The sequence below is a fragment of the Streptomyces sp. NPDC031418 genome, assembly GCF_055581605.1.
Window position 1 is genome coordinate 58960 of sequence record NZ_JBVIJC010000012.1, and the last position, 26206, is coordinate 85165.

The following is a 26206-nucleotide window of genomic DNA, read 5'->3' on the forward strand; positions in this document are numbered from 1 at the left end:
GGGGAGCGGGGCGCTAGGCGCCGAGGCTGGCTCCGCCGTCGACCGTCAGGTCGTGCAGCGTGATGTGCGCGGCGGCGTCGGACAGCAGGAACAGCACGGCGTCGGCGATGTTCTCGGGCCGGGCGATGCGGCCCAGCGGGATGCCGAGTCGGTAGGTCTCCGGGCGGCCGCGCAGGGTGGCCTCGCGGTCCGACTCGTCCCGCCACATCGAGGTGAGCATCGGCGTGTCGGTGGAGCCCGGGCCCACCACGTTGCAGCGGATGCCGTACGGCGCCAGCTCGACGCCGAGCGACTTGGTGAAGTGGGCGGCGGCGGCCTTGGAGGCGGCGTAGGCGGCCATCTCGGCGCGCGGGGTGCGGGCCGCGTTGGAGGCCACGGTCACGATCGCGCCCGAGCGGCGGGGCACCATCCGCTCGGCCACCGCACGGGACATGAGGAAGACGCCGGTGGCGTTCACCGCGAAGGTGCGGGCCCACTCCTCGTCGCCGTATCCGACGACGGGTCCCAGGTGCAGCACCCCGGCGGCGTTGACGAGGAAGTCCACGGCGCCCAGCGTCCGTTCGACGGAGTCGACCAGGTCGCGGACGGCGCCGGAATCGGTGACGTCCGCGGGGTACGGCGTGACCGTGCCCGGTCCCCCGGTCGCCTCGTCGGCGCACTTGTGAAGCCGGTCGGCCTCGCGGTCGACGGCGGCGACACGGACGCCGGCCCGGACCAGGGCGGCGACGACCGCGCCGCCGATCCCGCCCGCGGCTCCGGTGACGATGGCTGTCTTGTCCTGCATGCTCTTCCTTTCGCTGCCGGGATGTCTCAGGGCCGCCAGGCGGCCACGACTTCCAGCGCCTGGGCGGGATTGAGCCGGGGGTCGCACAGGCTGGTGTACGGGCCGCGGGCCGGCGCGCCGGGGGCGGTGTACGAGCCGCCGGGCAGGCATTCCAGGACGTCGTCCGGGGTGGTCTCCAGGTGCAGCCCGCCGGCCACACCGCCCGCCTCGCGCACGGCCGTCTGGAACGCCTCGATCTCCCGCCGGATGGTGTCCGTGTGCCGCCGTTTGCGCCCGTCGGGGCCGGTGACGGTGTTGCCGTGCATGGGGTCGGTGAGCCAGATCGCCGGGTGCCCCTCGGCCCGGACGGCGGCGACCAGGCGGGGCAGCACGGCCGCGGCCCGGTCGGCGCCGGTGCGGGCGATGAGGGTGAGCCGGCCCGGCTGCCGCAGCGGGTCGAGCCGCTCGCACAGGGCGACCAGCTCGTCGGGGGTCATGCCCGGACCGACCTTGCAGGCCACCGGGTTGACCACTTCGGCGAGCAGGGCGACATGGGCGCCGTCGAGCCCGCGGGTGCGTTCGCCGATCCACGGGAAGTGCGTGGAGGCGAGCAGCAGGGCGCCGTCCTCGGTGCGGCGCAGCAGGGGCAGTTCGTAGTCGAGCAGCAGCGCCTCGTGGCTGGTCCACACCACGGCCTCGGTGCCGGCCGGCCGCGGGCCCGCCGTCCAGCCGAGGTGCCCCATGATGTCGGCGGCGGCCATGTACCCGGTGAGCAGGCGCAGCGGGTCCGGGCGGCGGCTCTCCGGGTCGGGTTCCGGTCCGTTGACCAAGTGACCCCGGTACACGGGCAGTTCCCGTCCGGCGACGATCTCGGTGGGCTGCGAGCGGGGCTTGGCGAACTGTCCCGCCAGCCGCCCCACCCGGACCACGGGCCGGCCGGTGGTGAGTTTCAGCGCCCCGGCCAGCAGATCGAGGACGGCGCTCTTGCGGGCGACGTGCCGGGCCGTGCAGTCGTCGGGGTCCTCGGCGCAGTCGCCGGCCTGGACGACCTCGGCCTTGCCCGCGGCGACGTCGGCGAGCAGCCCGCGCAGGACGGCGACGTCCTCGGCGCGGACCAGGGCGGGGCGCTGGGCGAGGGCCCGGCGCACCCGCGCCAGTTGGGCCAGGTCCTCCCAGGGCGGCTGCTGCCGGGCCTCCTGGTGACGGAGGTCGAGCAGGGCGTTGTCCACTGATGTCTCTCCCATGCGAGGTGCGGGCGTACGACGGTCGGGGGGCCGGTCACACGACCAGTCCGCCGTCGACGCCGAGGACCTGGCCGGTGATGTACGCGGCGCGGTCGGAGGCGAGGAAGGCGACGAGGTGGGCGACGTCGTCGGGCCGGCCGAACCGGGCGAGCGGGATCCGCTCCCGGAGCCGCTCGCGCACGGTGTCCGTCAGCGCCGCGGTCATGTCGGTGTCGATGAAGCCCGGCGCCACGACGTTGGCGCGGACGCCGTAGGGGCCGCACTCCTTGGCCAGGGCCCGGGTGAAGCCGATGATCCCAGCCTTCGACGCCGAGTAGTTGGTCTGGTGGGCGTTGCCGTGGACCCCGGCGACCGAGGACAGGGTGATGACGCAGCCGGCCTTGCGGCGCATCATGCGGGTGATCACGGCGCGGCAGACCGCGTAGGTGCCGTCCAGGTTGGTGGCCAGCACGTCGTGCCACTCGTCGTCGGACATGAGGGCGAGGGGCCGGTCCCGGGTGATGCCGGCGGCGCTGACGAGCGTGCGCACCGGGCCGAGTTCGCGTTCGGTCTCGGTCACGAACCGCCGGACCTGCTCGGCGTCGGCGATGTCGACGGTGCGGTGCAGCACGCGGGCGCCGGCCTCGGCCGCGGCGTCCGCCGCCTCCTTCGCGGCGGACTCGTTGGAGCGGTGGCAGAAGGCCACGTCGTGTCCCTCCCGGGCGAGCCGTGCCACGACGGCGCGCCCGATCCCGCGGGAGCCGCCGGTGACCAGGGCCACGGGCCGGCCGGTGTCCTCCGGGGCGGCCGGGGACGTGGGGGCGGTCGGCGCGCTCATGCGGCGGCGAGTTTCTGCCGGACCAGCTCGTGCACGCCGGCCAGGGTGTTGATGGTCTTCAGCTCGTCGTCGGTGACGTCGATGCCGTAGCGGTCCTCCAGCCGGGTGGCGATCTCCAGCGTGATGAGGGAGTCCATGCCCAGGTCCTCGGTGAAGTGGGCGTCGTCGGTGACCTCCTCGGGCGACAGCTCGAAGGTGACGGCCATCAGGGCGCGCAGCTCTTCCAGGTCGACGGAGACGGAGGTGGTGTCGGGCACGGTCGGGTTCCTTTCTCGGGAGGCTGTGGGGTCACAGGGCGGTGCGGGCCGCCGCCCGGGGCGGCAGGAGGGCCACCACGGCGGACGCGTCGGTGCCGTGGGCCGTGGCCAGCACCAGGCCGTCGCCACCGTCGTCGTAGTAGGCGACCGCGGCGGCGCACTGGAGCACGCCGAGGGCTCCGCCGCACTCCCCCAACCGGTCGGCCAGGCAGGCGAGCCGGACCCGTTCGGGCAGGTGCGGCCGGTCGTCCTCGGGGGCGCCGGTCAGCCACAGGCCGATCGGCTCGGCCCGCGGGTCGGCCGCGGCGCGCAGGACCTCCGCGTGGTCGTGCCCGCGGTCGTATCCCCGCCACCGGGCGCGGGCCCGGGCGCCCCGCCCGGCCGCGTGCGCGGCGGACTCCAGGACGACCGTGGCGGCGCCGTCCACGGGGTCGGCGCCCAGCAGCTTGGCCACGACCTCGTTGGCCGGTTCGACGCCGGTCACGACGACGGTGTCGGCGCGGCCCGCGGCGATCAGGTTGCGGCCCCAGTGCAGGGCGTCGAGTCCGCTCGTCGCTCCGTTGCACAGAGTGACCGCGGGCCCGCGCAGCCCGTAGCCGGCCGCGATCCAGCCCGCGATGGCGCTGGTGGACGTCTGCGGCAGTCCGGTCGCGCTGATGGCCCGCGAGGTCTGCTGGGCCGCGGTGTCGACGTAGCCGCAGACGCTGTCGTAGTTCCCGGTGTTGGAGCTGACGACGGTGGCGGTGCGGGCGCCGTCGAGGTCCGGGCCGTCCGGGCCGTACAGCCCGGCGTCGCGCAGCGCCGGTTCGACGGCGCGCAGCGCGAGGCGGGTGGCGCGGTCCTTGTGCCGCAGATCTCGGCCCTTCAGACCGGTCTCCGGGTCGAACGGCGTGCCGCCGCGGTCGCGGTGCAGGAGGTCCGCGGGTCCCGCGAGGCCGGGTACGGCGAGCCCGGCTCCGGTGACCACCACCGCCGAACGGTGTGCCGTGGGTTCGCTGTTCACGCCTGTTCCCACCCCCGCTGTCGGTTCGCTGTTCACGCCTTCTCCACCACCGCGACGGCGTTGATCCCGCCGAACCCGAACGCGTTGACCTGGGCCAGTGCGATCGGGGCGGGCGCCGCGGCGCCCTGCACCAGGCGCAGTCCCGCCGCCTCCTCGATGGGGTCGGTCAGTCCGATGACCGGCGGTACGGCGCCGTGCCGCATGCTCAGTACGGCCGTCACCAGGCTCAGCAGCCCGGAGCCGCCCAGCGTGTGCCCCACGCCCGACTTGACGGCCGTCATGAGCGGGCCCGGGGCGTCGGTGAAGAGCCGGGACATGACCGCCGCCTCGGTCTCGTCGTTGCGGGCGGTGCCCGTGCCGTGCAGCATCACCAGGTCGATGTCGCCGGGGCGCACCCCGGCCCGCTGGTGGGCGTCACGGATCCCGGCCTCCACCCCCGCCGGGTCCGGGGCCGTGGGGTGGCCCGCGTCGCAGTTGAGGCCGACGGCGCGCAGCCGGGCCGCGACGCCCGTCCGCCGCGCTCCGGCCCGGGTGAGGACCACGGCCACGGCGCCCTCGCCCATGACCATGCCCTTGTGGCCGCGGTCGAAGGGGCGTGCGGCGTCCGGTACCAGGGTCTGTGCCCGGTCCATGGCGGCGAAGGTGGACTCCGCGATGGAGTCGGCGCCGGCCACGACGACGGTGTCGGCCTGGCCGAGGGAGATCAGGTCGGCGGCCATGCCGAGGGCGTACAGGGAGGCGGCGCAGGCGTTGGCGAAGGTGTAGCTGGTCCGTGCGTGGAAGCGGCGGCGCAGCGCGCTGCCGAAGTGCAGCTCGTCGGTGGCCACTCGGGCGCCCTCGCGCCACCACAGCTCCACGCTGCGCTGCTCGCGCAGGGTGGTGCCGACGAGCACGGGGACCTCGCTGAGGTCGTCGTCCAGTCCGGCGTCGGCGAGGGCCTGCTCGACCGCGGTGAGGAGCCAGCCGGTGGCGCGCAGCGGGCGGTCGCCGCCGGGGCCGCGGTCGTCGATCTCGTAGGCGTGCCGGGCCCGGTAGAAGGCCGGGTCGAAGACGCGGACCGGGGCGCGGCCGTCGCGGCCCGCGCACAGCGCGTCGTAGGTGGCGCGGGCGTCGGCGCCGACGCTGCTGACCGCGCCCAGGCCGATGATGTCCCAGGTCATGCCTCGGCCACCCGGGTGCGCAGGGTGTGGGCCGCGGTCTTGCCGCTGACGGTCGTCGGCAGTTCGGGGAACAGCTCCACCCGGGAGGGCCGCTTGTGCGCGGGCAGTCCGCGCCGCGCGGCACTGATCACGGCGCGGCGCACCCGGGCCGGGTCGGCGCCGTCCGCCGGCTGGACGCAGGCCACCGCCTGCTCCAGGCCGTCGGCGTCGCGGCCGGCGACGACCGCGCAGGCCGCGACGCCCTCGACGGTGCGCAGGACGCCCTCGATCTCGGCCGGAACCACCTTGTAGCCGCCGATGTTGAGGATGTCGTCGGCCCGGCACAGGTAGGCGAAGGAGCCGTCCGGGGCGCGTCGTACCAGGTCGCCGGTGTAGGCGCCGCCGTCGGCGAAGGCCGCCCGGTCGGCCTCGGCCCGGTTGACGTAGCCGAGGGCGACGGTGGGGCCGGCGATGTGCAGCCGCCCCTCCTGCCCGTCGGGCAGTTCGGTGCCGTCGGCGTCGCGGACGGTGGCCCGGACCCCGGGGACGGGGAAGCCGAGCGCGCCCTCGGGGGTGCGGTCGGCCGGTGCGACCAGGGCGACATGCATCAGTTCGGTGGCGCCGAAGCAGTTCACGAGCGGGGCGCCGAAGGCCGCCCGGATGCGCTCGGCGAGCGCCGGCGGGCAGTTCTCGCCGGCCGTGGTGCACAGCCGTACGGCGTCGTAGGCGGCGCTGTCCTGGCCGGGCAGCTGGGTCAGGGCGGCGTAGAGCCGGGGTACCGAGCAGAAGACGGTGGGCCGGTGGGTGGCGAGGGCCTCGGCCGCGGTGTACGGGTCGACCGCGCCGCGGATCAGGGCCGCGCTCGCGCCGGCCGCGAGGACGCAGAGCACCGCGTTGCCGAAGCCGTAGCCGAAGGACAGGCGGGCGGTGGTCAGCAGCGTGTCGTCGGGGCGCAGCCCCAGGACGCCGCCGAAGCCGTCGATCATGGCCAGCAGGCCGGCCGCCGAGTGCCGTACGCCTTTGGGGGTGCCGGTGCTGCCGGAGGTGTACTGCACGAGGGCCTCGGCGTCGGCGGGCCCGGTGTGCGGCGGCGGGGTGTCGGCGGCGGGCGCGTGACCTTCCGTCATCCTGCGGCGGGTGTCCTCGCCGTCGAGGCGCGGGAGGTGCGCGAGCGTTTGGTGCAGGGCGGCGCGCTTGGCGTCGGAGCCGTCGACGTGCACCACGCGGGCCCCGCAGTCCTCGACCGCGAAGGCGATGTCGGCGTCGTCGAGGAGCGGGCTCACCACGACCGGCACGGAGCCGAGCCACCAGTGGCCGAGGACCGCCGCCACGGTGGCGACGGAGTCCTCGGCGATCACCACGCCGCGCTCCCCGGGCCGGACGCCCGCCGCACGCAGCTCGGCGGCGTAGTCACGGGCGGCCGCGTGCAGCCCGGCGTACGACACCCGGCCCACGTCGGGGTCGGTGTAGGCGGTCCGGTCGCCCTCTTTGGCGTCGATCCGGTGCCGCACCAGACGCCCGACCAGGTCGGCCTGCCCGGCCGCGGCGTCCGCCGGGGCGAGGACGGCGAGCGCGTCGGCCACCGAGCCGATCGCCGCCGCCTGCCGCGGTGTCAGGGCGGTGCCGAAGTTCTCCTGAATGCGGGTGATGGCCTCGACCTTTTCGAGGGACGTCATGCCGAGTTCATCCACCCAGGGGTCGGACTCGCCCACGTCGGACAGTTCCAGTTCCAGAACGGTCGCCACGATCTCGCGCAGCTTTTCGCTTGCGAGCTTTCTCTGCGTGGTCACTGGTGGATTCCCTTCTGCCGATGGCCGAAAAGCTAGCCCGGCAGTCGGTGCCCGCACACCGCGCGAACGAGTAGGCACCCCACCGACTCACCTACTCGTTCGAGTAGTTACGGCCGCCACGGGTCGGCGTCTACCGTCGTCACCGACGTGGCGCGCCCCCTCGCCGCGCATCTGTCTGCACCCGACCAAGGCCAGGTGAACATGCCGCTCACGACGCGATCCATGCTCGATCAGGACGCCCGCCGGCGCATTTACGAAGACACGTCCGTGGGCGGCGGGAATGCGTGGAGAAAGGCGCTCGAACTCAGTCCGCATCCGGATCTGACCTGCCTGGTGGCCGATCGTCCGGTCATGAATGTCGACGGTGTGCCGCAGGCGGAATTCAATCTGCGGCAGCTCGACGAACTGGCCGAGTCCTGGGCGTCGTTCTACTGGGACCGTGGGGTGCGGCGCAGCGACCGGGTCGCGGTCTACATCGAGGACTCCTTCGACGACCAGGTCCATCTGGCGGCGCTGGCCCGGATCGGCGCGATACCGCTGCTCGTCAACGGGCGCATGGAACCGGACCTCGCCCTCGGTCTGATGGCGCGCACCGACCCGGTCGGGCTGTTCACCGACGCGGCCCACCTGGCCCTGCTGGACGGCCGCCAGGAGAAGCTGGCGACGCTGCGCTGGACCGTCACCGCCGACGACGCGCGGATCCTCGGCCGGCGCAGCCTGCCCGACCGGGCGCTGTACCGGCACGGCGACGACGACCCGGTGTTCCTGTGCCACTCCTCCGGCACCACCGGCATCCCGAAGCCGGTCATCTGGGCGCACCGGCAGAGCCTGTACGGTCCGGGCTGGCGGCTGTCCGTGCCGGAGGACCCGACGGTGATGCTGTCGGCGGCGCCGCAGTCGCACTCGTCGGCGATCGCGTACACCTTCTACTCGCTGCTGTGCGGCCTGCCGCTGATCTCCTTCTCCGACCAGTCCGGGCCCGGGGTCGCGCGGGGCGCCCGGGAGCACCGTCCGACCCGCATCCTGGCGTTCAACCAGACGTACTCGGAGCTGGCCTCCATGGAGCTGGACCCGGAGGACTTCACCTCGGTCCGGGAGTGGCAGAACACCGGTGACTCGGCGCACGACGCGCACATCCGCAAGCTGATCCGGTACGGCCACCATGTGGTGGACGGCGAGCGCCGGCCGGGCTCGGTGTTCAGCGACGGCCTCGGCTCCTCGGAGCTGGGCTGGGCGACGCTGCGCCGCTACATCACCCAGGACACCCCGCCGCGCCCCCGCTTCCTGGGCAACCCGGTGCCGGCCGGCGAGGTGGCGGTGCTGCGCGAGGACGGCACCCCGGCCGCCGACGGCGAGGTCGGCCTGTTCGGGCTGCGCAGCAAGTCCGTCATCCCGGGGTACTGGAACGACGCCGACACGTACTACCGCAGCAAGCTGGCCGGTTACTGGCTGTCGGGCGATCTCGCCTACCGGGAGGGCGAGGACTTCTTCCATGTGGACCGCGCGGTGGACACGATCCACACCCCCGAGGGCCCCGGCTACTCGGTGCTGATGGAGGAGATCCTGCTGCTCGCCCTGCCGGAGGCGGCGGACTGCGCGGTGGCCGCGGGCAGGCGCGCGGGCGTCCCGGCGCCGGTGGCCGTGGTCCGGGCGCCCGCCGACGCGGACCCGGCCGAGCTGCTGGCACGGGCCAACGCGGCGCTGCGCGAGGCCGGCCAGCCGCCGCTGGCGCTGCTGGAGACGACCCTCGACAAGGCCGCCATCCCGACCGGCCCCACCGGCAAGGTGCTCAAGCGCAGGCTGCGGGAGAAGTACGCGGACCTCGACGCCTACACGGCCTCGGCCACCGGCCGGTTCGCCACCGAGACGAAGGACGCGGCGGCCCTATGACCCAGTCCTCCGCCGCCGGGCCGGAGGAGAGCGCCGACCTGTCGGCGTGGATCACCCGGCCCGGCGGCCCCGAGACCCTCGCCGCGCGCATGGGCATCGAGCTGGTCGAGGCGTCGCCCGAACGGCTCGTCGGCACCATGCCGGTGAACGGCAACAAGCAGTTGTACGGCATGTTGCACGGGGGCGCGTCCGTGGTGCTCGCCGAGACCCTCGGGTCCATCGGCGCGGCCATGCACGCGGGCGGCGGCCATATCGCCCTCGGGGTCGATGTCAACGCCACGCACCACCGGCCGGTGCGCAGCGGTGTGGTGACCGCGGTGGCGACTGCACTGTCCCTCGGTCCGACCCTTGCCTCGTACGATGTTGTGATCACCGATGAGGCGGGCCGGCGTACGTGCACCGCGCGGATCACCGTTGCCCCCAACACCGCTCAGCGCATGCAACGAGGAAAAAGATGACCGAAGCGGCTTCTTCCACCCCTGCGCACACCCGCTCGGCCGACGGGACGTCCCCGCGCAGACCGTCCATCGCGGCCGTGCTCACCGTTCTGCTGGCGGGCACCTTCGTCACCCAGTTCGACTTCTTCGTCGTGAACGTGGCGGCGCCGTCGTTGGAGAGCGACCTCGGGGCCGGTGCCACGGCCCTCGAACTCATCGTGGGCGGCTATGCGTTCGCCCTCGCCAGCGGCATGGTCACCGGCGGCCGGCTCGGTGACCTGTACGGCCACCGGCGGCTGTTCACGATCGGCATGGCCGGGTTCGGCCTCGCCTCACTGCTGTGCGGCATCGCCGTGAGCCCGGGGCAGCTCATCGCGGCCCGGCTGCTCCAGGGACTGACCGCGGCGCTGATGGCGCCGCAGGTGCTGGCGACCATCACGGCGACGTTCGCTCCGGCGGAGCGGCCCCGGGCGATCGCCGCCTACGGGGTGACGGCGGGCATCGGCTCGATCGCCGGACAGCTCCTCGGCGGGCTGCTGCTCAACGCCGACATCGCGGGACTGGGCTGGCGTGTGATCTTCCTGGTGAACGTGCCGGTGTGCACACTGGTCGCGCTGTGCGCCCCGCGGGTGCTGCCCCCGGCCCACTCCGGACGGGGCGCCGGCATCGACCCGGTGGGCGCGGCCGGTCTCAGCGCCTCCCTCGCCCTGCTTCTGGTGCCGCTGGCGCTCGGTCACTCCTCGGGCTGGCCGGTGTGGACCTGGCTGTCCATGGCGGGCGGTGTGCTGCTCGGCGCGCTGACCCTGTGGTGGGAGCGGACGCTGGGGGCGCGCGGCGGCTCCCCCGTACTCGACCTGACGCTGTTCCACGGCTCGTCGTTCCGGGCCGGCATCATCGCGAGCGCGGCCTTCTACATCTACTTCGGCAGCTTCATCTTCACGCTGACGCTGCTGCTCCAGGGCGGCCTCTCGCTCAGCCCGGTCGAAGCCGGTCTGACGTTCACGCCGATGGGTGTGAGCTACATGGTGTCGTCGCTGGTAGGCAAGCGCCTGACGGCCCGTTTCGGCATGAACGCCCTGATCGGGGGTTCGGCGGTGACCGCCCTGGGGCTGCTGGCGCTGCTGCTGCGGGTGCGGGCGGCCGGTGCGGACACCGAGGTCGCCTGGATCTGCGGCTGCCTGTGCCTGGTCGGCCTCGGCAACGGTGTCGTGCTGCCCTCGCTGATCGGCGCGGCCCTGCTGCGCGTGCCGCCGCAGAAGGCAGGCATGGCGTCGGGTGCGCTCACCACGGCGCAGCAGTTCTCGAGTTCGGCCGGCGTCGCGGCCGTCGGTGCGGTGTTCTTCGCCGCCGCGGGGAACGGGCGGCCGGGTACCGGCTACCCGCACGCGATGGTGGCGGCCACCTCCGTGTGTCTGGCGATGGTGCTGGTCGTGATGGGCATGATGGGGGTCTTCCGGCGGATCGCCGCTCAGGAGAAGACCGCCGAGGCGTGAGACGGGCTCCTCCGTCCGTCCGCCTGTTGGTTCGTTCGTCCGTTCGTCTACGACCCTGCGGGCCACCGTGTTCTCCCCGTGCCGCCGGCACCGGGGGACCACGGTGGCCCGGTGACGATCGCGTATCCGCCGTGTATCACGGGCGTATCACCGCGGCATCCGCGGCGCCCGGTACGGCCGTTCCGGCTTGTCCGGCTTCCCCGCCGGCCCGCAGACTCTCGGGACGACCCAGGAGTTCGGCCGAGCGAAGCTGATGGAAACCCGCATGCTGGACCACGCAGCCCCCCACGAAGCACCACGCGACGCGGCCCCGGTCTACGGTGAACTGTCCGAGTCCGCCTGGCAGTTCGCCCAAGCTGCCGCGCTCGTCGGCGATGTGTTCACCTTGCAGGAGATCGCCCGGGTGCAGTCGGTGACAACCTTGTCGATGCTGCCCGCCCTGGAGGAGACGGTCGAGGCCGGGCTCATCCGGTTCACCGGTGACCGCCTCGCCTTCCGGTCCCCCGACGTCCGCCAGGCGCTGCACGCCCGGATCCCGGCACCGGTGCGCCGGACTCTGCTGCGCGGGGCGCCGGCCGCCCGGCCGGCGGGGCAGCCGGCCACGGAGGCGCACGCGACCCCGGACGCCCTGGTGTCCGCCCTCTTCCTGTCGCACGACAACCCGAGCGGCCCACTGGACCCGCGGACCGCGGAGGCGGCCCACCTGGCGCTGGCCGAGACCCTCTCCCCCACCGGTGACCCCGCGTCCGCGCAGGCCGAGGCGTCCCGGGTCCTCTCGCTGTTCGGCCCGGACGAGCAGGGGCGGCGGGAGCGCGCCCGGGCCATGGTCCGGGCGGGCGGACCGGGGGCCGTCCCGGTCGTCGCGGCCGTGGTGCTGTCCAACCTGGAGTGGGCGGCGGGACATCTCGACGAGGCGCTCCGCTGCGGCCGCGAGGCGCTGGCCGCGGACCACGCCGTCCTGCCGCCCGGCTGGCGGCCGTACCCCTCGCTCGCACTGGCCGTGAAGCTGACCCAGCTCGGCCGGTTCGCCGAGGCGGAGGCCGCATTGACCCGGACGAGCGAGCTGGCCGAGCGCCTGGGGCACCAGCGGGCCCGGGCCGAGGCGGCGGTCGTACGGGGCCGGCTGCTGCTCGGGGCGGGCCGCACCGACGCCGCGGAGGCCGAGATCTCCTCCGGGGTCTCGCTCGCCCAGCGCACCCACGCCCGGCTGCCCGCCTCGCAGGGCCTGTCCCTGCTGTCGCTGCTGTCGCTGGCCCGCGGCCAGCGGGGCGAGGCCGCCGACCAGGTGTGGCGAGCCCGGATGGAACTCGTCGCCCAGCCCGGCTCGTTCCTCTCCCTGCGGCACACCTGGGCCGACTTCCAGGTGGCCACGGCCGGCATGGACGCGCGCGGCGCCGTCGGCCTGCTGGTGGAGCGCTACCCCGATCTGCTGACCAGGCCGTCGCTGTTCGTGCGCGACCCGGCAGCCGCGGCCCGGCTGGTGCGGCTGAGCCTGGCCGCGGAGGAGAACTCCCTGGCCGCCGCGGTCACCCGGCGCGTCGAGCGGCTCGCGGAGCGGAACCCCGCGCACCCGGGCCTGGCCGCCGCCGCGACCCATGCCCGGGGGCTGCTGTACGAGGACCCCGACGCCCTGGAGCACGCGGCGACCGAGCACCGGGCACCCTGGGCCGCCGCCGCGGCGAGCGAGGACCTGGGGACGCTGCTGCTCGGCCGGCCCGGCAGCGACACCGGCGCGGCGCGCCGCCATCTGCGGGCCGCGGCCGAGCGGTACCACGCGATCGGCGCACACGCCGCCGTGGCCCGCCTGGAAGCGCTGCTCCGGGAGAGCGCGCAGGCCCGGCAGCGGCCCGCCGACGCCGAGCCCGCGGCCCGCCCGGAGCGGGCCGACCCACCGGCCGGGAGCGCGCTGACGGCGGCCGAGCAGCGGATCGCGCGGCTGGTCGCACAGGGGCTGACCAACAAGCAGGTGGCGACGCGGGTGTCGTGCTCGCCGCACACCGTCAACTACCACCTGCGGCAGATCTTCCGGAAGCTGGGCGTGGCCTCCCGGGTCGAGCTGGCCCGGCTGCTGGGCTGAGCCGCGGCCGGCCACCTCTTCCGCACCGGCACACTTCTCCACCGAACACGGACTCCGATAACCGGTACATTGCTCTTCCTGCACCTCACCCGACTTCACGTTGCCCGACCAACCCATTCGGTTTACCGCACCACGCAACTTTATTTCGTGGCGCTCGTCACAGGCTGTTACCGACTGGTACGGAGGTAGCGTTGCGTCGCCCAAAGCATCGCCAAGGAGGGGGAGTTGAATGCGACTGGACATCGCTGACGGCACGTTTTCCTTCAATATCCTTGGCCCATTGGAAATCATTGCGGCAGGTACGGAGATCACTGTCGCGGGGGCCCGCCAGCAGACGCTCCTCACGCTGCTCCTGCTGGACGTCGGCAAGACGATCACCGGCGCGCGGCTGATCGACGGCATCTGGGGCGGCCGGGCTCCACAGACCGCTGAGGTGCAGCTGAGGATCTGCGTCTCCCGGCTGCGGCGCGTGCTGGCCGAGGGCGGGCTGCCGGATGTGATCAGCACCGAGAGCCAGGGCTATCGCCTCACCGTGCCCGAAGGCCGCGTCGACGTGCGGCGTTTCACCGCCCTGGTGGACCGGGCCGCCCGGGCCGAGGCCGCGGGGGACGACGCGGAGGCGGTACGGCTGCTGCGCTCGGCACTCGGCCTGTGGCGCGGCCCCGCCGCCGAGGGGCTCACCGGCCCGCTCGTCCGGGCGGCCGCGGCCCGGCTCGACGAGGAGCGCATGAGCGCCCTGGAGCGCTGCTTCGGACTGGAGCTGCGACTGGGCCGGCACCATCGCATCATTCCGGAGCTGATGGCGAGCGCCGCCGAGCACCCTTTCCGGGAGACTCTCCAGTCCCAGCTCATGAGGGCGCTTTATCACGCGGGCCGGCAGGCGGACGCGCTGAATGTCTACCGGGATGTGAAACGGCGCTTCGCCGAAGAACTCGGAATAGACCCCTCGCAGCGCCTTCGGGCCCTGGAGCAGAGAATTCTGGAACAGCATCCTGAACTCGGCGGCCACAAAACCGCCCTGCCGCAGGACGCCCACATCCGGCTGGCCGCGCTGGAACGCGAGAACGCCTCGCTCCGCGCGGAACGGAAGCAGATCGACCACCTCATGGTGCGTCTCATGCGGCGGCACGACCTCCGCGTCCGCTCCTGAGCACACCGGAAGCGCACTGGCACGTACCACCGTGGCGGACGCGGCGTGGGTCCGGTACCGGGCGCTGAGGTCGCCCGAGCCGCTGCCGACCGCGGAGACCCCCAAGGTCGCGCGCACCGCGTACGGCCCGGGAGAGGGAACGCTGTTGCTGATGCGCGGCCGGGTTCACGGCGGCGCCCCGGGCCGGGGAGCAGAGCGGCTAGGACCGGGACGCGCCAGTGGTGGACAGCAGTCGGCCGGAGATCTCGCGGGCGACCGCGTCGGTGTGCCGGGTCAGGTAGAAGTGGCCGCCGCCGTAGACCTTCAGGGCGAAGTCCCCGGTGGTGTGGGCGGTCCAGGACCGGGCCTCGTCGAGCGTCACCCGGGGGTCCTCGTCGCCGATGAGGACGGTGACCGGGCAGCTCAGGTCGGGGCCGGGGACGTAGCGGTAGGTCTCGATCGCCTTGTAGTCGCTGCGGAGCGCCGGCAGGACCATGTCAAGCAGCTCGGGATCGGCCAGCAACCGCGCGTCCGTGCCGCTGAGTTCCCGGACGTCGCGGACCAGGACGTCGTCGCCCTGCTGGTGCAGGAACTCCTCCCGGTACTCGGAGGGGGCCCGCCGCCCGGAGGCGAACAGCGCGGCCGGGACGACGCCGTGCTCGTGCTCCAGGAGCCGGGCGACCTCGAAGCCGAGCGAGGCGCCCATGCTGTGTCCGAACACCGCGAACGGCCGGTCGGTCAACGGCAGCAGTTCGGGAACGAGCCGGCGGGCCAGCTCGGGAAGGGAGTCGATACAGGGCTCCCGGTGGCGGTCCTGGTGGCCGGGGTACTGGACGGCCAGAGCCTCGACGTCCGGGGCCAGAGCCGCCGAGAGCGGGTGGTAGTAGGTGGCGCCGCCGCCCGCGTGCGGCAGGCAGACCAGCCGGATGCGGGCCTCGGGGGACGGGTGGAAGCGCCGTATCCACGGGCTGTTGTGCTCGGGGGTGTTCAACGTCCGCCACTCCTTTGCTTCTTCGCTTCGCCGCACCGGTTCGGATCGGCCGGGCGCGGACGGGGTGCGGAGAACGGCGTACGCCGCCGCGTCGTGGAGTGTACATTCCGCGCGGGAGATCCGCTCGGTATTTATTGGGGACACGGGCATGGCCGTACGGCGTCCCGGAGGGCCCCCGGAGGGCCCCCGGAGGGCCCGACTGCAAACAATTGCACCTCACCCCCGGCCGTTTTAGCGGCGCGACCGCGTGTGAGGTGAAACTTTTTGCAGATCATCCCGATGTGCAATTTCCTGCACCTCCCGGATCGCCGCTCCACGCCTCGTCTCCGCAGGTCAAGTGGGCGATCCGGGCACTGAGTTCCGCGTCACAATGCGGTCGTCCGCCCCAAGCTTGACTCTCTTAGTGAGCCGAGGCTAACTTCAGTGCTGCCGCAAAACCGGCATCATCTTGCGGGGTTTACGGGGGAGTGAAACGGGGGTGGGACAGAGATGAGCCGCAGAGTATCGGCCGAGTCCGCGTAACCTTGAATTCACGTGACACCGGGTTTACCGACGGCGCTTATCGCTGGTCACGGATATCCCTTTTCGGTCCGTTTCCCGGATCATGTACAGACCTGTTCCGCACACAGCCGGGCGGCGCCGCCGTCCGGCCGCCCACGCACGCTCCCGCCCGGCTCCCGCCCCCTGCTGCCGTCCCCCCACCTCAGCCAGCCCCCAGCCCGATGGGATCCGAAAGAACATGCCCCCCAGAGTCCTCACCGGCATCGGCCCGCAGCATCGCCCGTCAGCAGAAGAGAGGATCTAGCCAGATGCCGAACCGGATTCTGCTGCTGGCGCTGAGCCTCGGTGCGTTCAGCATCGGCACCGACGGCTTCGTGATCAGCGGCCTGCTCGACCGCATCGCGCGGGACTTCGACGTCACCACGTCCGTGGCCGGACAGCTGGTGACGGTCTTCGCCCTGCTCTACGCGATCAGCGCGCCGATCCTCGCGGCCATGACCGCCCGGGTGCGGCGCAAGCAGCTGCTGGTGGCCGCCCTGATCGCGTTCGTGGTGTCCAACGTGCTGGGCGCCGTCGCCCCCACCTACGAAGTCCTCATGCTCGCGCGGGTGCTGGCCGCCTTCGGCGCCGCCCTGTACATCCCCTGCGGCATCGCGGTCACCGTCAGCGTCACCACCGAGGAGTGGCGCGGCCGGGCGATCGCCCTGGTGGCGGGCGGCATGTCCGCCGCCACCGCGCTCGGTGTCCCGATCGGCACGCTGGTCGGCGCCATCGGCAGCTGGCGGATCACCCTGGTCCTGGTGGCGGCGATGGCGCTGCTGGCGACGATCGTCCTGATGGTGGCCCTGCCGGAGGTGCCGACCCCGCCGTCGGTCACCATCCGGGAGCGGCTCGGCGTGGCCGCGCACCCGCGGGTGCTGGCCGCCCTGCTGTCCAACGCGCTCGCCTGCGCCGGTGTGTTCACCATGTTCACCTACATCGCACCGCTGGCGATGAAGACCACGAAGGTCGACTCCACCGGAGTCAGCGTCTTCCTGCTGGTGTGGGGCGTCGCCGCGGTCGCCGGCAGCGCGGTGGGCGGCCGGGCCGCCGACCGCTGGGGCGGTGACCGCGCCTACTTCGGGTCCGCCGCGGTGCTGTCCGTCGGACTGCTGGTGCTCGCCCTGTTCACGCTCCCCACGCCGAGCGGCTCCTGGGTCGGCCGCGGGCTGTTCGGGCTGATCCTCGCCGTCATCAGCGTCTCCTGCTGGTCGCTGCCCACCGGGCAGAACCACCGCATCGCGAGCCTGGACATCCCGGCGCCCACCGTCGCCCTCTCCCTCAACAGCTCCTCCACCTACCTGGGCATCGCCGCCGGCGGCGCCCTCGGCGGTGTGGCGATGGGCGGCGGTTCGATGACCGCGCTGACGCTGACCGCCACCGGCATCGAGGTGCTGGCGGTCATCGTGCTCGCGGTGGCCGCGGCCTTGTTCGCCCGCCGGCGCGCCGCCGCCGGCCCGAAGAGCGCGCAACGCGACCTGTCCGCCACCAACTGACCGCCGCGACCCGGCGGTCACGCCGAGCCACCCACCGGCCACCGACCGCCCCGGCGGCCGTACTACCCACGCGACGACCGCCGGTCACCCCGGCGGTCGTCACCACCGCGCGCTCCCCCGGCACCCCGCGCGGCACCCGTTCCGACGTCCGACCGTGATCCGGAGTTACCACTGTGCGTTCCGCCGAGCAAAGCCCCGGCAGCCGGCAAGACCCCACCACCGGCACATCCCTTCCCTACGACCCCGCGTCCGGCAAGGAGACGCTGGGCTCGATCTGGCGCGAGGTGCTCCAGATCGAGCGGTTCGACCCCCAGGAGAGCTTCTTCGAGCTGGGCGGCGACTCCCTGCTCGCCGCGCAGATCGTGGTGCGCGTCCGGGAACGGCTCGGTGTCGAGATCCCGGTGCGCGACATCTTCGTCCACCCCACGCTGGACGAACTCGCCGATGCCGTGGCCGCCGCCGCGGCGGCCGGCGAAGCCGCCGTCACGTCTACTCCGGCCGAGTCCCACCCCGGGCGCGGTGCGGCCGGGGACGGCACCGCACCGCGGGTGATGTCCGCCAACCAGGAACAGATGTGGTTCCTGCACAAGCTCACCCCGGACGACCCCGTCTACAACGGCTCCCGGAGCATCCGGGTGCGCGGCGCGCTGGACCTCGACGTCCTGGAGTGGGCCCTCACCGAGGTCTACCGGCGCCACGAGGCACTGCGCACCAGCTACCGGGAGGAGAACGGCACCCCGGTGCCGGTCGTCCACGAGCCGCGCCCGGTCCGCATCGAGCGGGCGGACCTGTCCGGGCTCCCCGAGGACGAACGGGAGTCGGCTCGCGCCCGCCGGGTCTCGGCGGAGCTGGCCCGGCCGTTCTCCCTCGCGGACTACCCGCTGGAGCGCTGGCTGGCGATACGCCTGGGCCCCGACGAGCACGAACTGCTGGTCGTGGCCCATCACATCCTGCACGACGGCTGGTCCTTCGCCGTCGAGCTGCGCGAGGTCGAGACCCTGTACAACGCCCGCGCGGCAGGCCGGGACGCCGCTCTGCCGGCCCCGGCGCTCCAGCACGGCGCCTACGCCCGGCAGCAGCGCGCGGAGCAGGACGGCCCCGCGATGCAGGGCCATCTCGCCTATTGGCAGCAGCAGTTGGCCGACTACTCCGGTGTGCTGAGCATGCCGACCGACCGGCCCCGGCCGCCGGTCCAGACGACCCGGGGCCGCCGGGTGTACAGCGAGGTCCCGGCCTCGCTCCTGAACGGCCTCGGCAGGCTGCGCCGCAGTGACGGGGTCAGCCCCTTCATGGCGCTGTTCGCGTGCTTCACCGCCGTCCTGCACCGCTACAGCGGTGACACCGACATCTGCGTCGGCACCCCCCTGGCCAACCGCCGCAGCCCGGCGGAAGAAGAGATGGTCGGGATGGTGATGAACAGCGCCGCGCTGCGCACCCGGGTCTCGGCCGAGCTGCCGTTCAGCCGGCTGCTGAAGCAGGTGCGGGACACGGTCCTGGACGCCGCGGCGCACCAGGCGTGCCCGCTGCCGGTCGTCATCGACGCCCTCGGCGTTCCCCGCACCCCGGCGCACCTCCCGCTGTTCCAGACCATGGTCACCGCGCACGACCACACCGAGGCCGCGCCCCGGTTCGGGGACTGCGAGTCGTCCATCACCGAGCCGTTCAACGACACGGTGAAGATGGACCTGCACCTCATCGTGGTGCCCCAGGGCAAGAAGCACGCCTCCGGTGAGCGGGCCGGCGACGAGGGCATCGCGCTGATCTGGGAGTACAACGCGGACCTCTTCGACGCCGGAACGGTGGAGTCGATCGCCGCGGCCTTCCAGGAACTGCTGGCCCACGCGCTGGAAGCCCCGGACACCCCCGTCGGCGAACTGCGGCTGCTGGACGAGGACCGGGCCGCGGAGCGGCTGCGCGCATGGAGCGCCCCGCAGCCCGTGGACCCGGCCGCGCACGAACTGCCGGTGCACCGCCGGGTGCAGCGGCAGGCGCAGGCACAGCCCGGCAAGGCCGCCGTGGTGGAGGCCGGCCGGACCATGACCTACGGCGAGCTGGACGAGGGCGCCGAGCGCCTGGCCGCCCGGCTGAGGGAGGCCGGGGCCGGCCGGGGCACGGTGGTCGCCGTCTGCCTGCCGATCGGCGCCGACCTGGTCCTCGCGGAGCTGGCGGTGCTCAAGTCGGGCGCCACGTTCCTGCCCGTCGACCCCGGCCAGCCGCAGGCGCGGATGGACGGCATGCTTCAGGACGCCGACGCGCTCGCCGTGATCACGAGCGAGGAGCTGCGGGACCGGTTCCCGGCCCGGCGGTGCCTGACGGTACGGGACGGCCGCGCGGAGGACGGCCGGACCGGGGACGCCGTCGCGGACGAGGCCGGGCCCGACGACATCGCGTACATCATCTTCACGTCCGGTTCCACCGGCCGCCCCAAGGGCGTCGAGGTGCCGCACCGCGGGCTCGGCCATCTGGCCTCCTGGTACGTCCGGGAGTACGACGTCACCCCCGAGGACGCGGCCACCCTGCTGATCTCTCCCGGGTTCGACGTGTCCCAGCTGGAGATCTGGCCGGCCCTGGCGGCCGGCGCGACCCTGCACTGCCCGGACCGGGCCACGGTGCTCGTCGCCGCCGACTACCAGGCGTGGCTGCGGGAGAACTCCATCACCCTCACCGTCCTGCCGACCGCCCTGGCCGCGCCGCTGCTGGACCGGGAGTGGGACGCGGACACCACGCTGCGCATGATGCTGGTCGCCGGTGAGCGGCTGACCGCGCGGCCCCGCCCCGGCACCCCGTTCCGCTTCGTCAACGCCTACGGCCCGACCGAGGCCACCGTGCTGAGCACGGCCGGTACGGTCCGCACCCGCGAGGACGAGCCGGGGGACCCGCCCATCGGCCGGCCGCTGCCGGGCTGGACGGTCCGGGTGCTGGACCGCGCGCTGCGGCCGGTGCCGCCCGGCGTGATCGGCGAGCTGTACATCGGCGGCGTGGGTGTGGCGCGGGGCTACCGCAACCGCCCGGAGCTGACCGGGGAACGCTTCGTGCCCGACCCGTTCGCCGCGGACCCCGGCGCCCGGATGTACCGCACCGGGGACCTGGCCCGGCTCCGTGCCGACGGTGAGATCGAGTTCATCGGGCGCATGGACGAGCAGGTCAAGCTGCGCGGGTACCGCATCGAGCTGGGCGAGATCACCGCCGCGCTGCGCACCCACCCGCAGGTCGGTGACGCCCATGTGCTGGTGCGCGCGGCGGGTGACACCCCGTCCGACGACCCCGCCGACCGGCAGCTGGTGGCGTACGTGGTGCCCGCGGACCCGGACACCGAGCCGGCCGCGGCCGAGCTGCGCGAGCATCTGTCCCGCGCGGTGCCCGAGTACATGGTCCCGGCCGCGTTCGTCACGCTGACCCATCTGCCGCTCAACCCGAGCGGCAAGGTCGACGCCAAGCGGCTTCCGGCGCCCGTCCGGCAGGCGGCGGCCGCGGTCCGGCCGCCCGCCGGTGAGCTGGAGCGGCGGATCGCCGGCATCTGGCAGGAGGTGCTCGGGGTCGAGGGCGTCGGCTCGCACCAGAGCTTCTTCGACCTGGGCGGGCACTCGCTGCTGCTCACCCGGGTGCAGCACCGGCTGGAGGCCGATCTGGGCATCAAGGCACCGCTGATGACCCTGTTCGAGTTCCCCACGGTGCACTCCCTGGCCGCGCATCTCAGCGGGGAGGCGGCGGAGCCGCTCGTCGCGCCCGTCCAGCGCGCCGGCGGCACGGGCGGTCCCGAGCCGATCGCCGTGGTCGGCATGGCCGGGCGCTTCCCCGGGGCGGCCGATGTCGGCGCGTTCTGGGAGAACCTGTGCGACGGCGTCGAGTCGATCACCTATCTGGGCCCGGTCGAGCCCGACGGGGAGGGGCTCACCGCGTTCGGTCTGCTGGACTCCCCCGCGGAGTTCGACGCGGCCTTCTTCGGCTACTCGCCGCGTGAGGCCCTGCTGATCGACCCCCAGCAGCGCGTCTTCCTGGAGGTCGCCCACAGCGCGCTGGAGAACGCCGGTCTGGTGCCGGAGCCGGACGGCCCGTCCGTCGGCATCTTCGCCGGCGGCAGCATGACGACGTACTACTCCACGCTCCAGTCGCAGCGCGGCAAGCTGCCGTTCGCCGACGACTGGCAGTTCCGGATCTCCACCGCGCCCGACTACCTGACCAGCCGTGCCGCCCACAAGCTGGGGCTGAACGGCCCCGCGGTGACGGTGGCGACCGCCTGCTCCACCTCCCTGACGGCGATCCACCTGGCCGCGCAGGCGCTGGCGTCCGGGGACTGCGACGTCGCGCTGGCCGGCGGTGCCGGGGTGCGGGTGCCGCTGCTGCCGGTGCGGTACACCGAGGGCGGCCCGTTCGCGGTGGACGGCCACGTCCGGGCGTTCGACGCGGACGCCGACGGGATCGTCGGGGGCAGCGCCGCCGCGGTGGTGGTGCTCAAGCGGCTGTCGGACGCGGTCGCCGCCGGTGACCACATCCACGCGGTGCTGCGCGGGTCGGCCGTCAACAACGACGCGGGCGAGAAGATCGGCTTCACCGCGCCCAGCATCGACGGCCAGGCCAAGGTCATCCGCGCCGCGCACCTGGCCGCCGGGATCGAGCCCGACTCGATCGGCTACGTCGAGGCGCACGGCACCGGCACCCGGCTCGGCGACCCCATCGAGGTGGCCGCGCTCACCAAGGCGTTCCGGGCCGGGACCGACCGCTCGGGGTTCTGCTGGCTCGGCTCGGTCAAGACCAACATCGGGCACACCGACGCCGCCGCCGGTGTCGTCGCGTTCATCAAGGCCGTCCTGGCGGTGGAGAAGGGCGTCATCCCGCCGAGCCTGAACTTCGAACGCCCGAACCCGGAGATCGACTTCGAGACGAGCCCGTTCCGGGTCAACACCGAGCTGCGCCCGTGGCAGCCGTCCGCCGGCCCACGGCGGGCCGGGGTCAGCGCGCTGGGCATCGGCGGCACCAACGCCCATGTCGTCGTCGAGCAGCCGCCGGCGCGCGAGCCCGCCCGGCCCACCGGCACCCCGCAGCTGCTGCCGCTGTCCGCCGCCTCCGAGGCGGCGCTGGACCGGCTGACCGAGGACCTCGCCGAGCGCCTCGCCGGGGAGCCCGGGCTGCCGCTCACCGACGTGGCGTTCACCCTCCAGCGGGGCCGGCGCACCTATCCCTTCCGCCGGTTCGTGGTGGGCCAGGACACCGCGGAGGTCGCGCGGGCCCTGACCTCCGGGAACGCCCGCCGGGTGCCGACGTCCGCCGGTGCGCCCGCCGAGCGGCCGGTGGCCTTCATGTTCCCCGGTCAGGGCGGCCAGCACGTCGGCATGGCGCGGGACCTGTACGAGCACAACGCCGTGTTCCGCCGCCATGTCGACGAGGCCTTCGAGGCGGCGCACGAGCGCCTCGGCCTGGACCTGCGCAGCATCGTCTACCCCGACCCGCGGGACGCGGAGGCGGTGGCGGAGGCCGGGCGCCGGATCAACACCATCACCGTCGCCCAGCCCGCGGTGTTCATCCTGGAGTACGCGCTGGGCCGGCTCTGGCAGCACTGGGGCATCACGCCGAGCGCCCTGGTCGGCCACAGCCTCGGGGCGTACGCCGCGGCCTGCACCGCGGGGGTGTTCTCGCTCGCGGACGGCATCTCCCTGGTGGGTCTGCGCGGGCAGCTGCTGTCCACGGTCGAGGCCGGGGCCATGCTCGCCGTCAAACGGCCCGAGGCGGAGGTGGTGCCGCTGCTGCCCGACTCCGTCACGGTGGGGGCGGTGAACGGCCCCGGGCAGGTGACCGTGTCGGGCCGCGAGGCCGACATCGACCTGCTGGCCGCGCAACTGACCGAGAAGGGGATCGACTTCCGCAAGCTGAAGATCTCCGGTGCCGGTCACTCGCCGCTGGTGGAGCCGGTCCTGGACAAGTTCGGGGCCGCGGTGGCCGCGATCGAGCTGCACGAGCCCACCGTGCCCTTCGTGTCCGACATGACGGGCACCTGGGCGGAGCCGGGACAGCTGACCGACCCGGCCTACTGGATGGCGCACATGCGCAACGCGGTCCGGTTCGGGGACGCGGTCTCCACCCTGCTCGCGGACCCGGAGCGGATCCTGCTGGAGGTCGGGCCGGGCATGACGCTGACCACGCTGTCGCGTCAGCACCCCGAGCTGAGCGACCACCAGCTGGTGCTCCAGTCCCAGCCGCACCCCACCGATCCGGCCTCCGCGCTGTCCGTCGCCCTGGAGGCGCTCGGCAGGCTCTGGCTGACCGGTGCCCCGGTCGACTTCGGCCGGGTGCAGGACGCGGCGGGCCGGCGCCGCGCCAAGCTGCCCGGCCACCCGCTGGACCGGCGCCACTTCCTGGTGGAGCCGGCCGATCCCGGCACCGCCGGAGGGACCGCGCAGGCCACCCCGGACGCGTGGCTGGGCCGTACGCCGGGCACCGCCTCCCCCGCCGCCCGGCCGCGGACCGAGGCCGCGGCGGCCGAGCCGGGCACCGAGACCGAGGAGCGGATCGCGGAGACCTTCCGGCAGCTCCTCGGCCTGGACGAGGTCGACCCGGACGACAGCCTCTTCGACCTGGGCGGTGACTCCGTCCTGGTCACCCGGTTGGCCGCCTGGCTGCGGGACACCTACGGCATCCCGCTGGAGGCCCGGGAGATCTTCACCACCCCGACCGTCGCGGGCCTCGCCGAACTGACCGAGCGCCGGCTGAAGGAGAGCGAGCACTGATGGCCGACAAGTCACCCTGGCTGGTGCGCCGACGGCGGCGCCCGGAGGCGTCCCTGCGCCTGTACTGCTTCCCGCACAGCGGCGGTTCGCCGGGCGAGTACGTGCGCTGGGCGGACGAGCTGCCGGACGTGGAGGTCTGGGGCATCCAGCCGCCCGGGCGCGGCACCCGGGTCATGGAGACCCCGCTGGACTCCATCGACACCTTCGTCCAGAGCCTCGTCGAGTCCGTCGACTTCGCCGGTCCGTTCGTGTTCTTCGGGCACAGCCTCGGCGGGCTGACCGCCTTCGAGACGGCCCGCGCGCTGCGCGCGGCGGGCCGTCCGCTGCCCGAGCGGCTGGTGCTGTCCGCCTACCCGGCGCCGCACCTGCCGCACCCGCGCAGCCCGCTGCACACCCTGGGCGACGACGAGCTGCTCGCCGCCGTCGACGAGCGCTACGGCGGGCTGCCCGCGCCGCTGCTCGCGGACCCGGAGCTGGTGCGGCTCGTGCTGCCCGCCTACCGGGCCGACTTCACCATCTTCGAGACCTACCAGCACGTCCGCCAGGAGCCGTTGGACATCCCGATCTCGGTGCTGGGCGGGGAGAGCGACCTGGCGTCGCCGTATCTGCCCCAGTGGCGGGAGCACACCACGGCCGAGTGCACCGTGGAGCTGTTCCCCGGCGGACATTTCTACCTCCGGGAACATCCGGAGGCGTTCATGCAGGCGCTGAGGAAGCTGATATGACCGTGAGTGTCCTTCAGGAGATGAGCCGGGGCGGGTTCCCCTGGGACCGGCTGCGCTCCTTCCCCCGGCAGTCCGAGGCGGACCGGCGGGCCGGGGACGAGGCGGTCCGGGCGATGACGCGGGTGCTGGACACCCATGTCCCGGACGGCCTGGACGGCCGGAGCGAGCTGCCCGGCGGGCTGCTCGACGCGCTCCACGAGGCCGGCTTCCTGGCGATGCTGCTGCCCCGCGAGGACGGCGGCCTGGCGCTGTCGGACTACAACGGCTTCCGGGTGCTGGAGACCGCCGCCGAGCGCGCCCCGGCCCTCAGCATGCTGCTGTCCGCGCACAACGCCCTCGGCCCGATCGCCTTCCTGCCCGCGGTGCCCGACGGCGAACTGCGCGAGCTGCTCGCCAAGCACGTGGCCGCCGGCACCGTGGGCGCGCTGGCCAGCACCGAGCCCGAGGGAGCGGGCAACACGGGCCGGTCCACGGTGGCCCGGCCCACCGCGGACGGGTCCGGGTACCTGCTCACCGGCGAGAAGATGTTCATCACCAACGGAGCCGCGGCCGGCCTGGTCGCGGTGACCGCCACCGTCGAGGGCGGCGGGGACGGCGACCAGGTGGGCCTGTTCTTCGTCGAGCTGCCCGCCGAGGGCTTCGAGGTGGTCGCCCACCACGCGTTCATGGGCCTGCACGCCACCCCGATCTCGCATCTGCGGCTGACCGAGGTGTTCGTCCCGGCCGGGCACACGCTGCCCGCGCAGGCCGAGTGGCGCAGGGCCTCGCCGTACGCGGAGATCCACGCGCTGGCCCGGGTCTATGTGACCAGCGCGCCGTCGATGGCGCTCGCCCGGCGCTGCCTGGAGTGGTCCCGCTCCTTCGTCGCCGAGCGGGCCGTGGACGGCCGGGCGCTGGCGTCGTACGAGGCGATCCGGCAGCTGCTCGCCGAGTCCGTCGCGGACGTCTACGCCATGGACAGCGCGGTCCGCTGGGCCATGCTGCACACCGACGCCACCGCCCTGAACTGGGAGCGGGACGCGCTGAAGAACCTCACCTCGATGACGGCGTGGCGGGTGGTGGACCGTACGGTGTCGCTGCTGGGCGCGCGGGGGTACGAGACCGCGGACAGCAAGGCGGCGCGCGGGCTGGCCCCGCACCCCGTGGAGCAGGCACAGCGGGAGATCCGCGGCATGCGGGTCGCCGGTGGCGTCGACTTCAACCTCGACCGGTATCTGGCCGCGCGGATGCTCGCCGGCTACTACCGGGACGGCGGCCAGGAGCTGCCCGGCACCGACGGCGCTCTGGATCCGGGTGCCCTGTCGCCCGGCAACCGCGCCCACCTTCAGGCGGTGCGCGAGGACGTCGGGCGGCTGGCCCGGATCTGCCGCGAGCTGACCAGCGCCCAGCCGGCCGCCGAGCTGCTGGAGCGGCAGCAGACGCTGATCGCCGTCAACCGCATCGCCACCGAGCTGTTCACGATGGCCGTCGTCCTGGCGCGGGCCGCCCAGGCCGACGCGCGGGACGAGCCGAACGCCCAGGACCTCGCGGCCGTCGTCTGCGACGGCGCGCGGGCGCGGCTGGCCCCGCTGTGGGAGCAGGTGGCGAAGGAGCCGCCGGCGGCCTACGCACGGCTGGCCCGCGCCCTGCTGGACGGCGCGCCCGACCATCTCCTCCACCCGTGATCCCCGACCGACCCCACGAGCACCGAAGG

Annotated in this window: 17 protein-coding genes; 9 read left to right on the top strand and 8 right to left on the bottom strand. The window is 73.8% G+C overall.

The annotated features are described in order from the left end of the window. Positions 1 to 13 precede the first annotated feature (13 nt). The 7 genes from ACZ5CZ_RS19440 to ACZ5CZ_RS19470 are packed head-to-tail and all read right to left on the bottom strand — an operon-like array spanning position 14 to position 7013. A complete protein-coding gene (locus tag ACZ5CZ_RS19440; RefSeq protein ID WP_468944319.1) occupies positions 14 to 784 on the bottom strand; it encodes a 2,3-dihydro-2,3-dihydroxybenzoate dehydrogenase in 771 nt (256 codons plus the stop codon). Positions 785 to 810: 26 nt separating this feature from the next. Further along, the gene (locus ACZ5CZ_RS19445) at positions 811 to 1992 is read right to left on the bottom strand and encodes a 3-deoxy-7-phosphoheptulonate synthase (protein WP_468944649.1); all 1182 of its coding nucleotides are present in this window, start codon (positions 1990 to 1992) and stop codon (positions 811 to 813) included. Positions 1993 to 2041: 49 nt separating this feature from the next. Beyond that, positions 2042 to 2824, bottom strand: coding sequence for a 3-oxoacyl-[acyl-carrier-protein] reductase (gene fabG, locus ACZ5CZ_RS19450; protein WP_468944322.1), 783 nt, complete (start codon positions 2822 to 2824; stop codon positions 2042 to 2044). Then, on the bottom strand, positions 2821 to 3081 hold the full coding sequence (locus ACZ5CZ_RS19455; RefSeq protein ID WP_385842237.1) for an acyl carrier protein: 261 nt from the start codon (positions 3079 to 3081) through the stop codon (positions 2821 to 2823). Before ACZ5CZ_RS19455 ends, fabG begins: the two co-directional genes overlap by 4 nt. Positions 3082 to 3112: 31 nt before the next feature. Next, entirely contained in the window at positions 3113 to 4084 is a 972-nt protein-coding gene (locus tag ACZ5CZ_RS19460) for a beta-ketoacyl synthase N-terminal-like domain-containing protein (RefSeq protein WP_468944326.1), read from the bottom strand. Between the two features lie 32 nt (positions 4085 to 4116). Beyond that, positions 4117 to 5244, bottom strand: coding sequence for a beta-ketoacyl synthase N-terminal-like domain-containing protein (locus tag ACZ5CZ_RS19465; protein WP_468944328.1), 1128 nt, complete (start codon positions 5242 to 5244; stop codon positions 4117 to 4119). Next, positions 5241 to 7013 (bottom strand): AMP-binding protein, encoded by a 1773-nt coding sequence (locus ACZ5CZ_RS19470; protein WP_468944330.1) that lies wholly within the window; start codon positions 7011 to 7013, stop codon positions 5241 to 5243. The genes ACZ5CZ_RS19465 and ACZ5CZ_RS19470 overlap by 4 nt, the downstream gene beginning before the upstream one ends. 351 nt (positions 7014 to 7364) lie before the next feature. Here ACZ5CZ_RS19470 and ACZ5CZ_RS19475 point away from each other — a divergent pair, with 351 nt between their 5' ends. From ACZ5CZ_RS19475 to ACZ5CZ_RS19495, 5 genes are all read left to right on the top strand, one after another. Then, positions 7365 to 8903: a class I adenylate-forming enzyme family protein gene (locus ACZ5CZ_RS19475; protein WP_468944333.1), complete on the top strand. Its 1539-nt coding sequence runs from the start codon at positions 7365 to 7367 to the stop codon at positions 8901 to 8903. Continuing rightward, positions 8900 to 9361, top strand: a complete 462-nt coding sequence (locus ACZ5CZ_RS19480; protein ID WP_385842231.1) for a PaaI family thioesterase — start codon at positions 8900 to 8902, stop codon at positions 9359 to 9361. Before ACZ5CZ_RS19475 ends, ACZ5CZ_RS19480 begins: the two co-directional genes overlap by 4 nt. Continuing rightward, the gene (locus ACZ5CZ_RS19485; protein WP_468944337.1) at positions 9358 to 10833 is read left to right on the top strand and encodes an MFS transporter; all 1476 of its coding nucleotides are present in this window, start codon (positions 9358 to 9360) and stop codon (positions 10831 to 10833) included. The genes ACZ5CZ_RS19480 and ACZ5CZ_RS19485 overlap by 4 nt, the downstream gene beginning before the upstream one ends. A gap of 265 nt (positions 10834 to 11098) precedes the next feature. Continuing rightward, positions 11099 to 12910, top strand: coding sequence for a helix-turn-helix transcriptional regulator (locus ACZ5CZ_RS19490; protein WP_468944339.1), 1812 nt, complete (start codon positions 11099 to 11101; stop codon positions 12908 to 12910). Positions 12911 to 13139: 229 nt separating this feature from the next. Continuing rightward, positions 13140 to 14060 (top strand): AfsR/SARP family transcriptional regulator, encoded by a 921-nt coding sequence (locus ACZ5CZ_RS19495; RefSeq protein ID WP_467540794.1) that lies wholly within the window; start codon positions 13140 to 13142, stop codon positions 14058 to 14060. Positions 14061 to 14259: 199 nt separating this feature from the next. Here ACZ5CZ_RS19495 and ACZ5CZ_RS19500 read toward each other — a convergent pair whose 3' ends face one another. After that, positions 14260 to 15030 (bottom strand): thioesterase II family protein, encoded by a 771-nt coding sequence (locus ACZ5CZ_RS19500; RefSeq protein ID WP_468944342.1) that lies wholly within the window; start codon positions 15028 to 15030, stop codon positions 14260 to 14262. 809 nt (positions 15031 to 15839) lie between these two features. Between ACZ5CZ_RS19500 and ACZ5CZ_RS19505 the strand changes: the two genes are divergently transcribed. From ACZ5CZ_RS19505 to ACZ5CZ_RS19520, 4 genes are all read left to right on the top strand, one after another. After that, positions 15840 to 17066 (top strand): MFS transporter, encoded by a 1227-nt coding sequence (locus ACZ5CZ_RS19505; RefSeq protein ID WP_385842225.1) that lies wholly within the window; start codon positions 15840 to 15842, stop codon positions 17064 to 17066. A 173-nt stretch (positions 17067 to 17239) separates the two neighbouring features. Continuing rightward, entirely contained in the window at positions 17240 to 23788 is a 6549-nt protein-coding gene (locus ACZ5CZ_RS19510) for an amino acid adenylation domain-containing protein (protein ID WP_468944344.1), read from the top strand. Then, positions 23788 to 24513, top strand: a complete 726-nt coding sequence (locus ACZ5CZ_RS19515; protein WP_385842223.1) for a thioesterase II family protein — start codon at positions 23788 to 23790, stop codon at positions 24511 to 24513. Before ACZ5CZ_RS19510 ends, ACZ5CZ_RS19515 begins: the two co-directional genes overlap by 1 nt. Beyond that, on the top strand, positions 24510 to 26177 hold the full coding sequence (locus ACZ5CZ_RS19520) for an acyl-CoA dehydrogenase family protein (protein WP_468944347.1): 1668 nt from the start codon (positions 24510 to 24512) through the stop codon (positions 26175 to 26177). Before ACZ5CZ_RS19515 ends, ACZ5CZ_RS19520 begins: the two co-directional genes overlap by 4 nt. Positions 26178 to 26206 lie beyond the last annotated feature (29 nt).

Excerpts from the sequence above, each read along its gene's own strand:
- ACZ5CZ_RS19440 (WP_468944319.1), bottom strand. The coding sequence starts at position 784 with ATGCAGGACAAGACAGCCATCGTCACCGGAGCCGCGGGCGGGATCGGC.
- fabG (WP_468944322.1), bottom strand. The coding sequence starts at position 2,824 with ATGAGCGCGCCGACCGCCCCCACGTCCCCGGCCGCCCCGGAGGACACC.
- ACZ5CZ_RS19465 (WP_468944328.1), bottom strand. The coding sequence starts at position 5,244 with ATGACCTGGGACATCATCGGCCTGGGCGCGGTCAGCAGCGTCGGCGCC.
- ACZ5CZ_RS19475 (WP_468944333.1), top strand. The coding sequence starts at position 7,365 with ATGAATGTCGACGGTGTGCCGCAGGCGGAATTCAATCTGCGGCAGCTC.
- ACZ5CZ_RS19480 (WP_385842231.1), top strand. The coding sequence starts at position 8,900 with ATGACCCAGTCCTCCGCCGCCGGGCCGGAGGAGAGCGCCGACCTGTCG.
- ACZ5CZ_RS19485 (WP_468944337.1), top strand. The coding sequence starts at position 9,358 with ATGACCGAAGCGGCTTCTTCCACCCCTGCGCACACCCGCTCGGCCGAC.
- ACZ5CZ_RS19490 (WP_468944339.1), top strand. The coding sequence starts at position 11,099 with ATGCTGGACCACGCAGCCCCCCACGAAGCACCACGCGACGCGGCCCCG.
- ACZ5CZ_RS19495 (WP_467540794.1), top strand. The coding sequence starts at position 13,140 with ATGCGACTGGACATCGCTGACGGCACGTTTTCCTTCAATATCCTTGGC.
- ACZ5CZ_RS19505 (WP_385842225.1), top strand. The coding sequence starts at position 15,840 with ATGCCGAACCGGATTCTGCTGCTGGCGCTGAGCCTCGGTGCGTTCAGC.
- ACZ5CZ_RS19515 (WP_385842223.1), top strand. The coding sequence starts at position 23,788 with ATGGCCGACAAGTCACCCTGGCTGGTGCGCCGACGGCGGCGCCCGGAG.
- ACZ5CZ_RS19520 (WP_468944347.1), top strand. The coding sequence starts at position 24,510 with ATGACCGTGAGTGTCCTTCAGGAGATGAGCCGGGGCGGGTTCCCCTGG.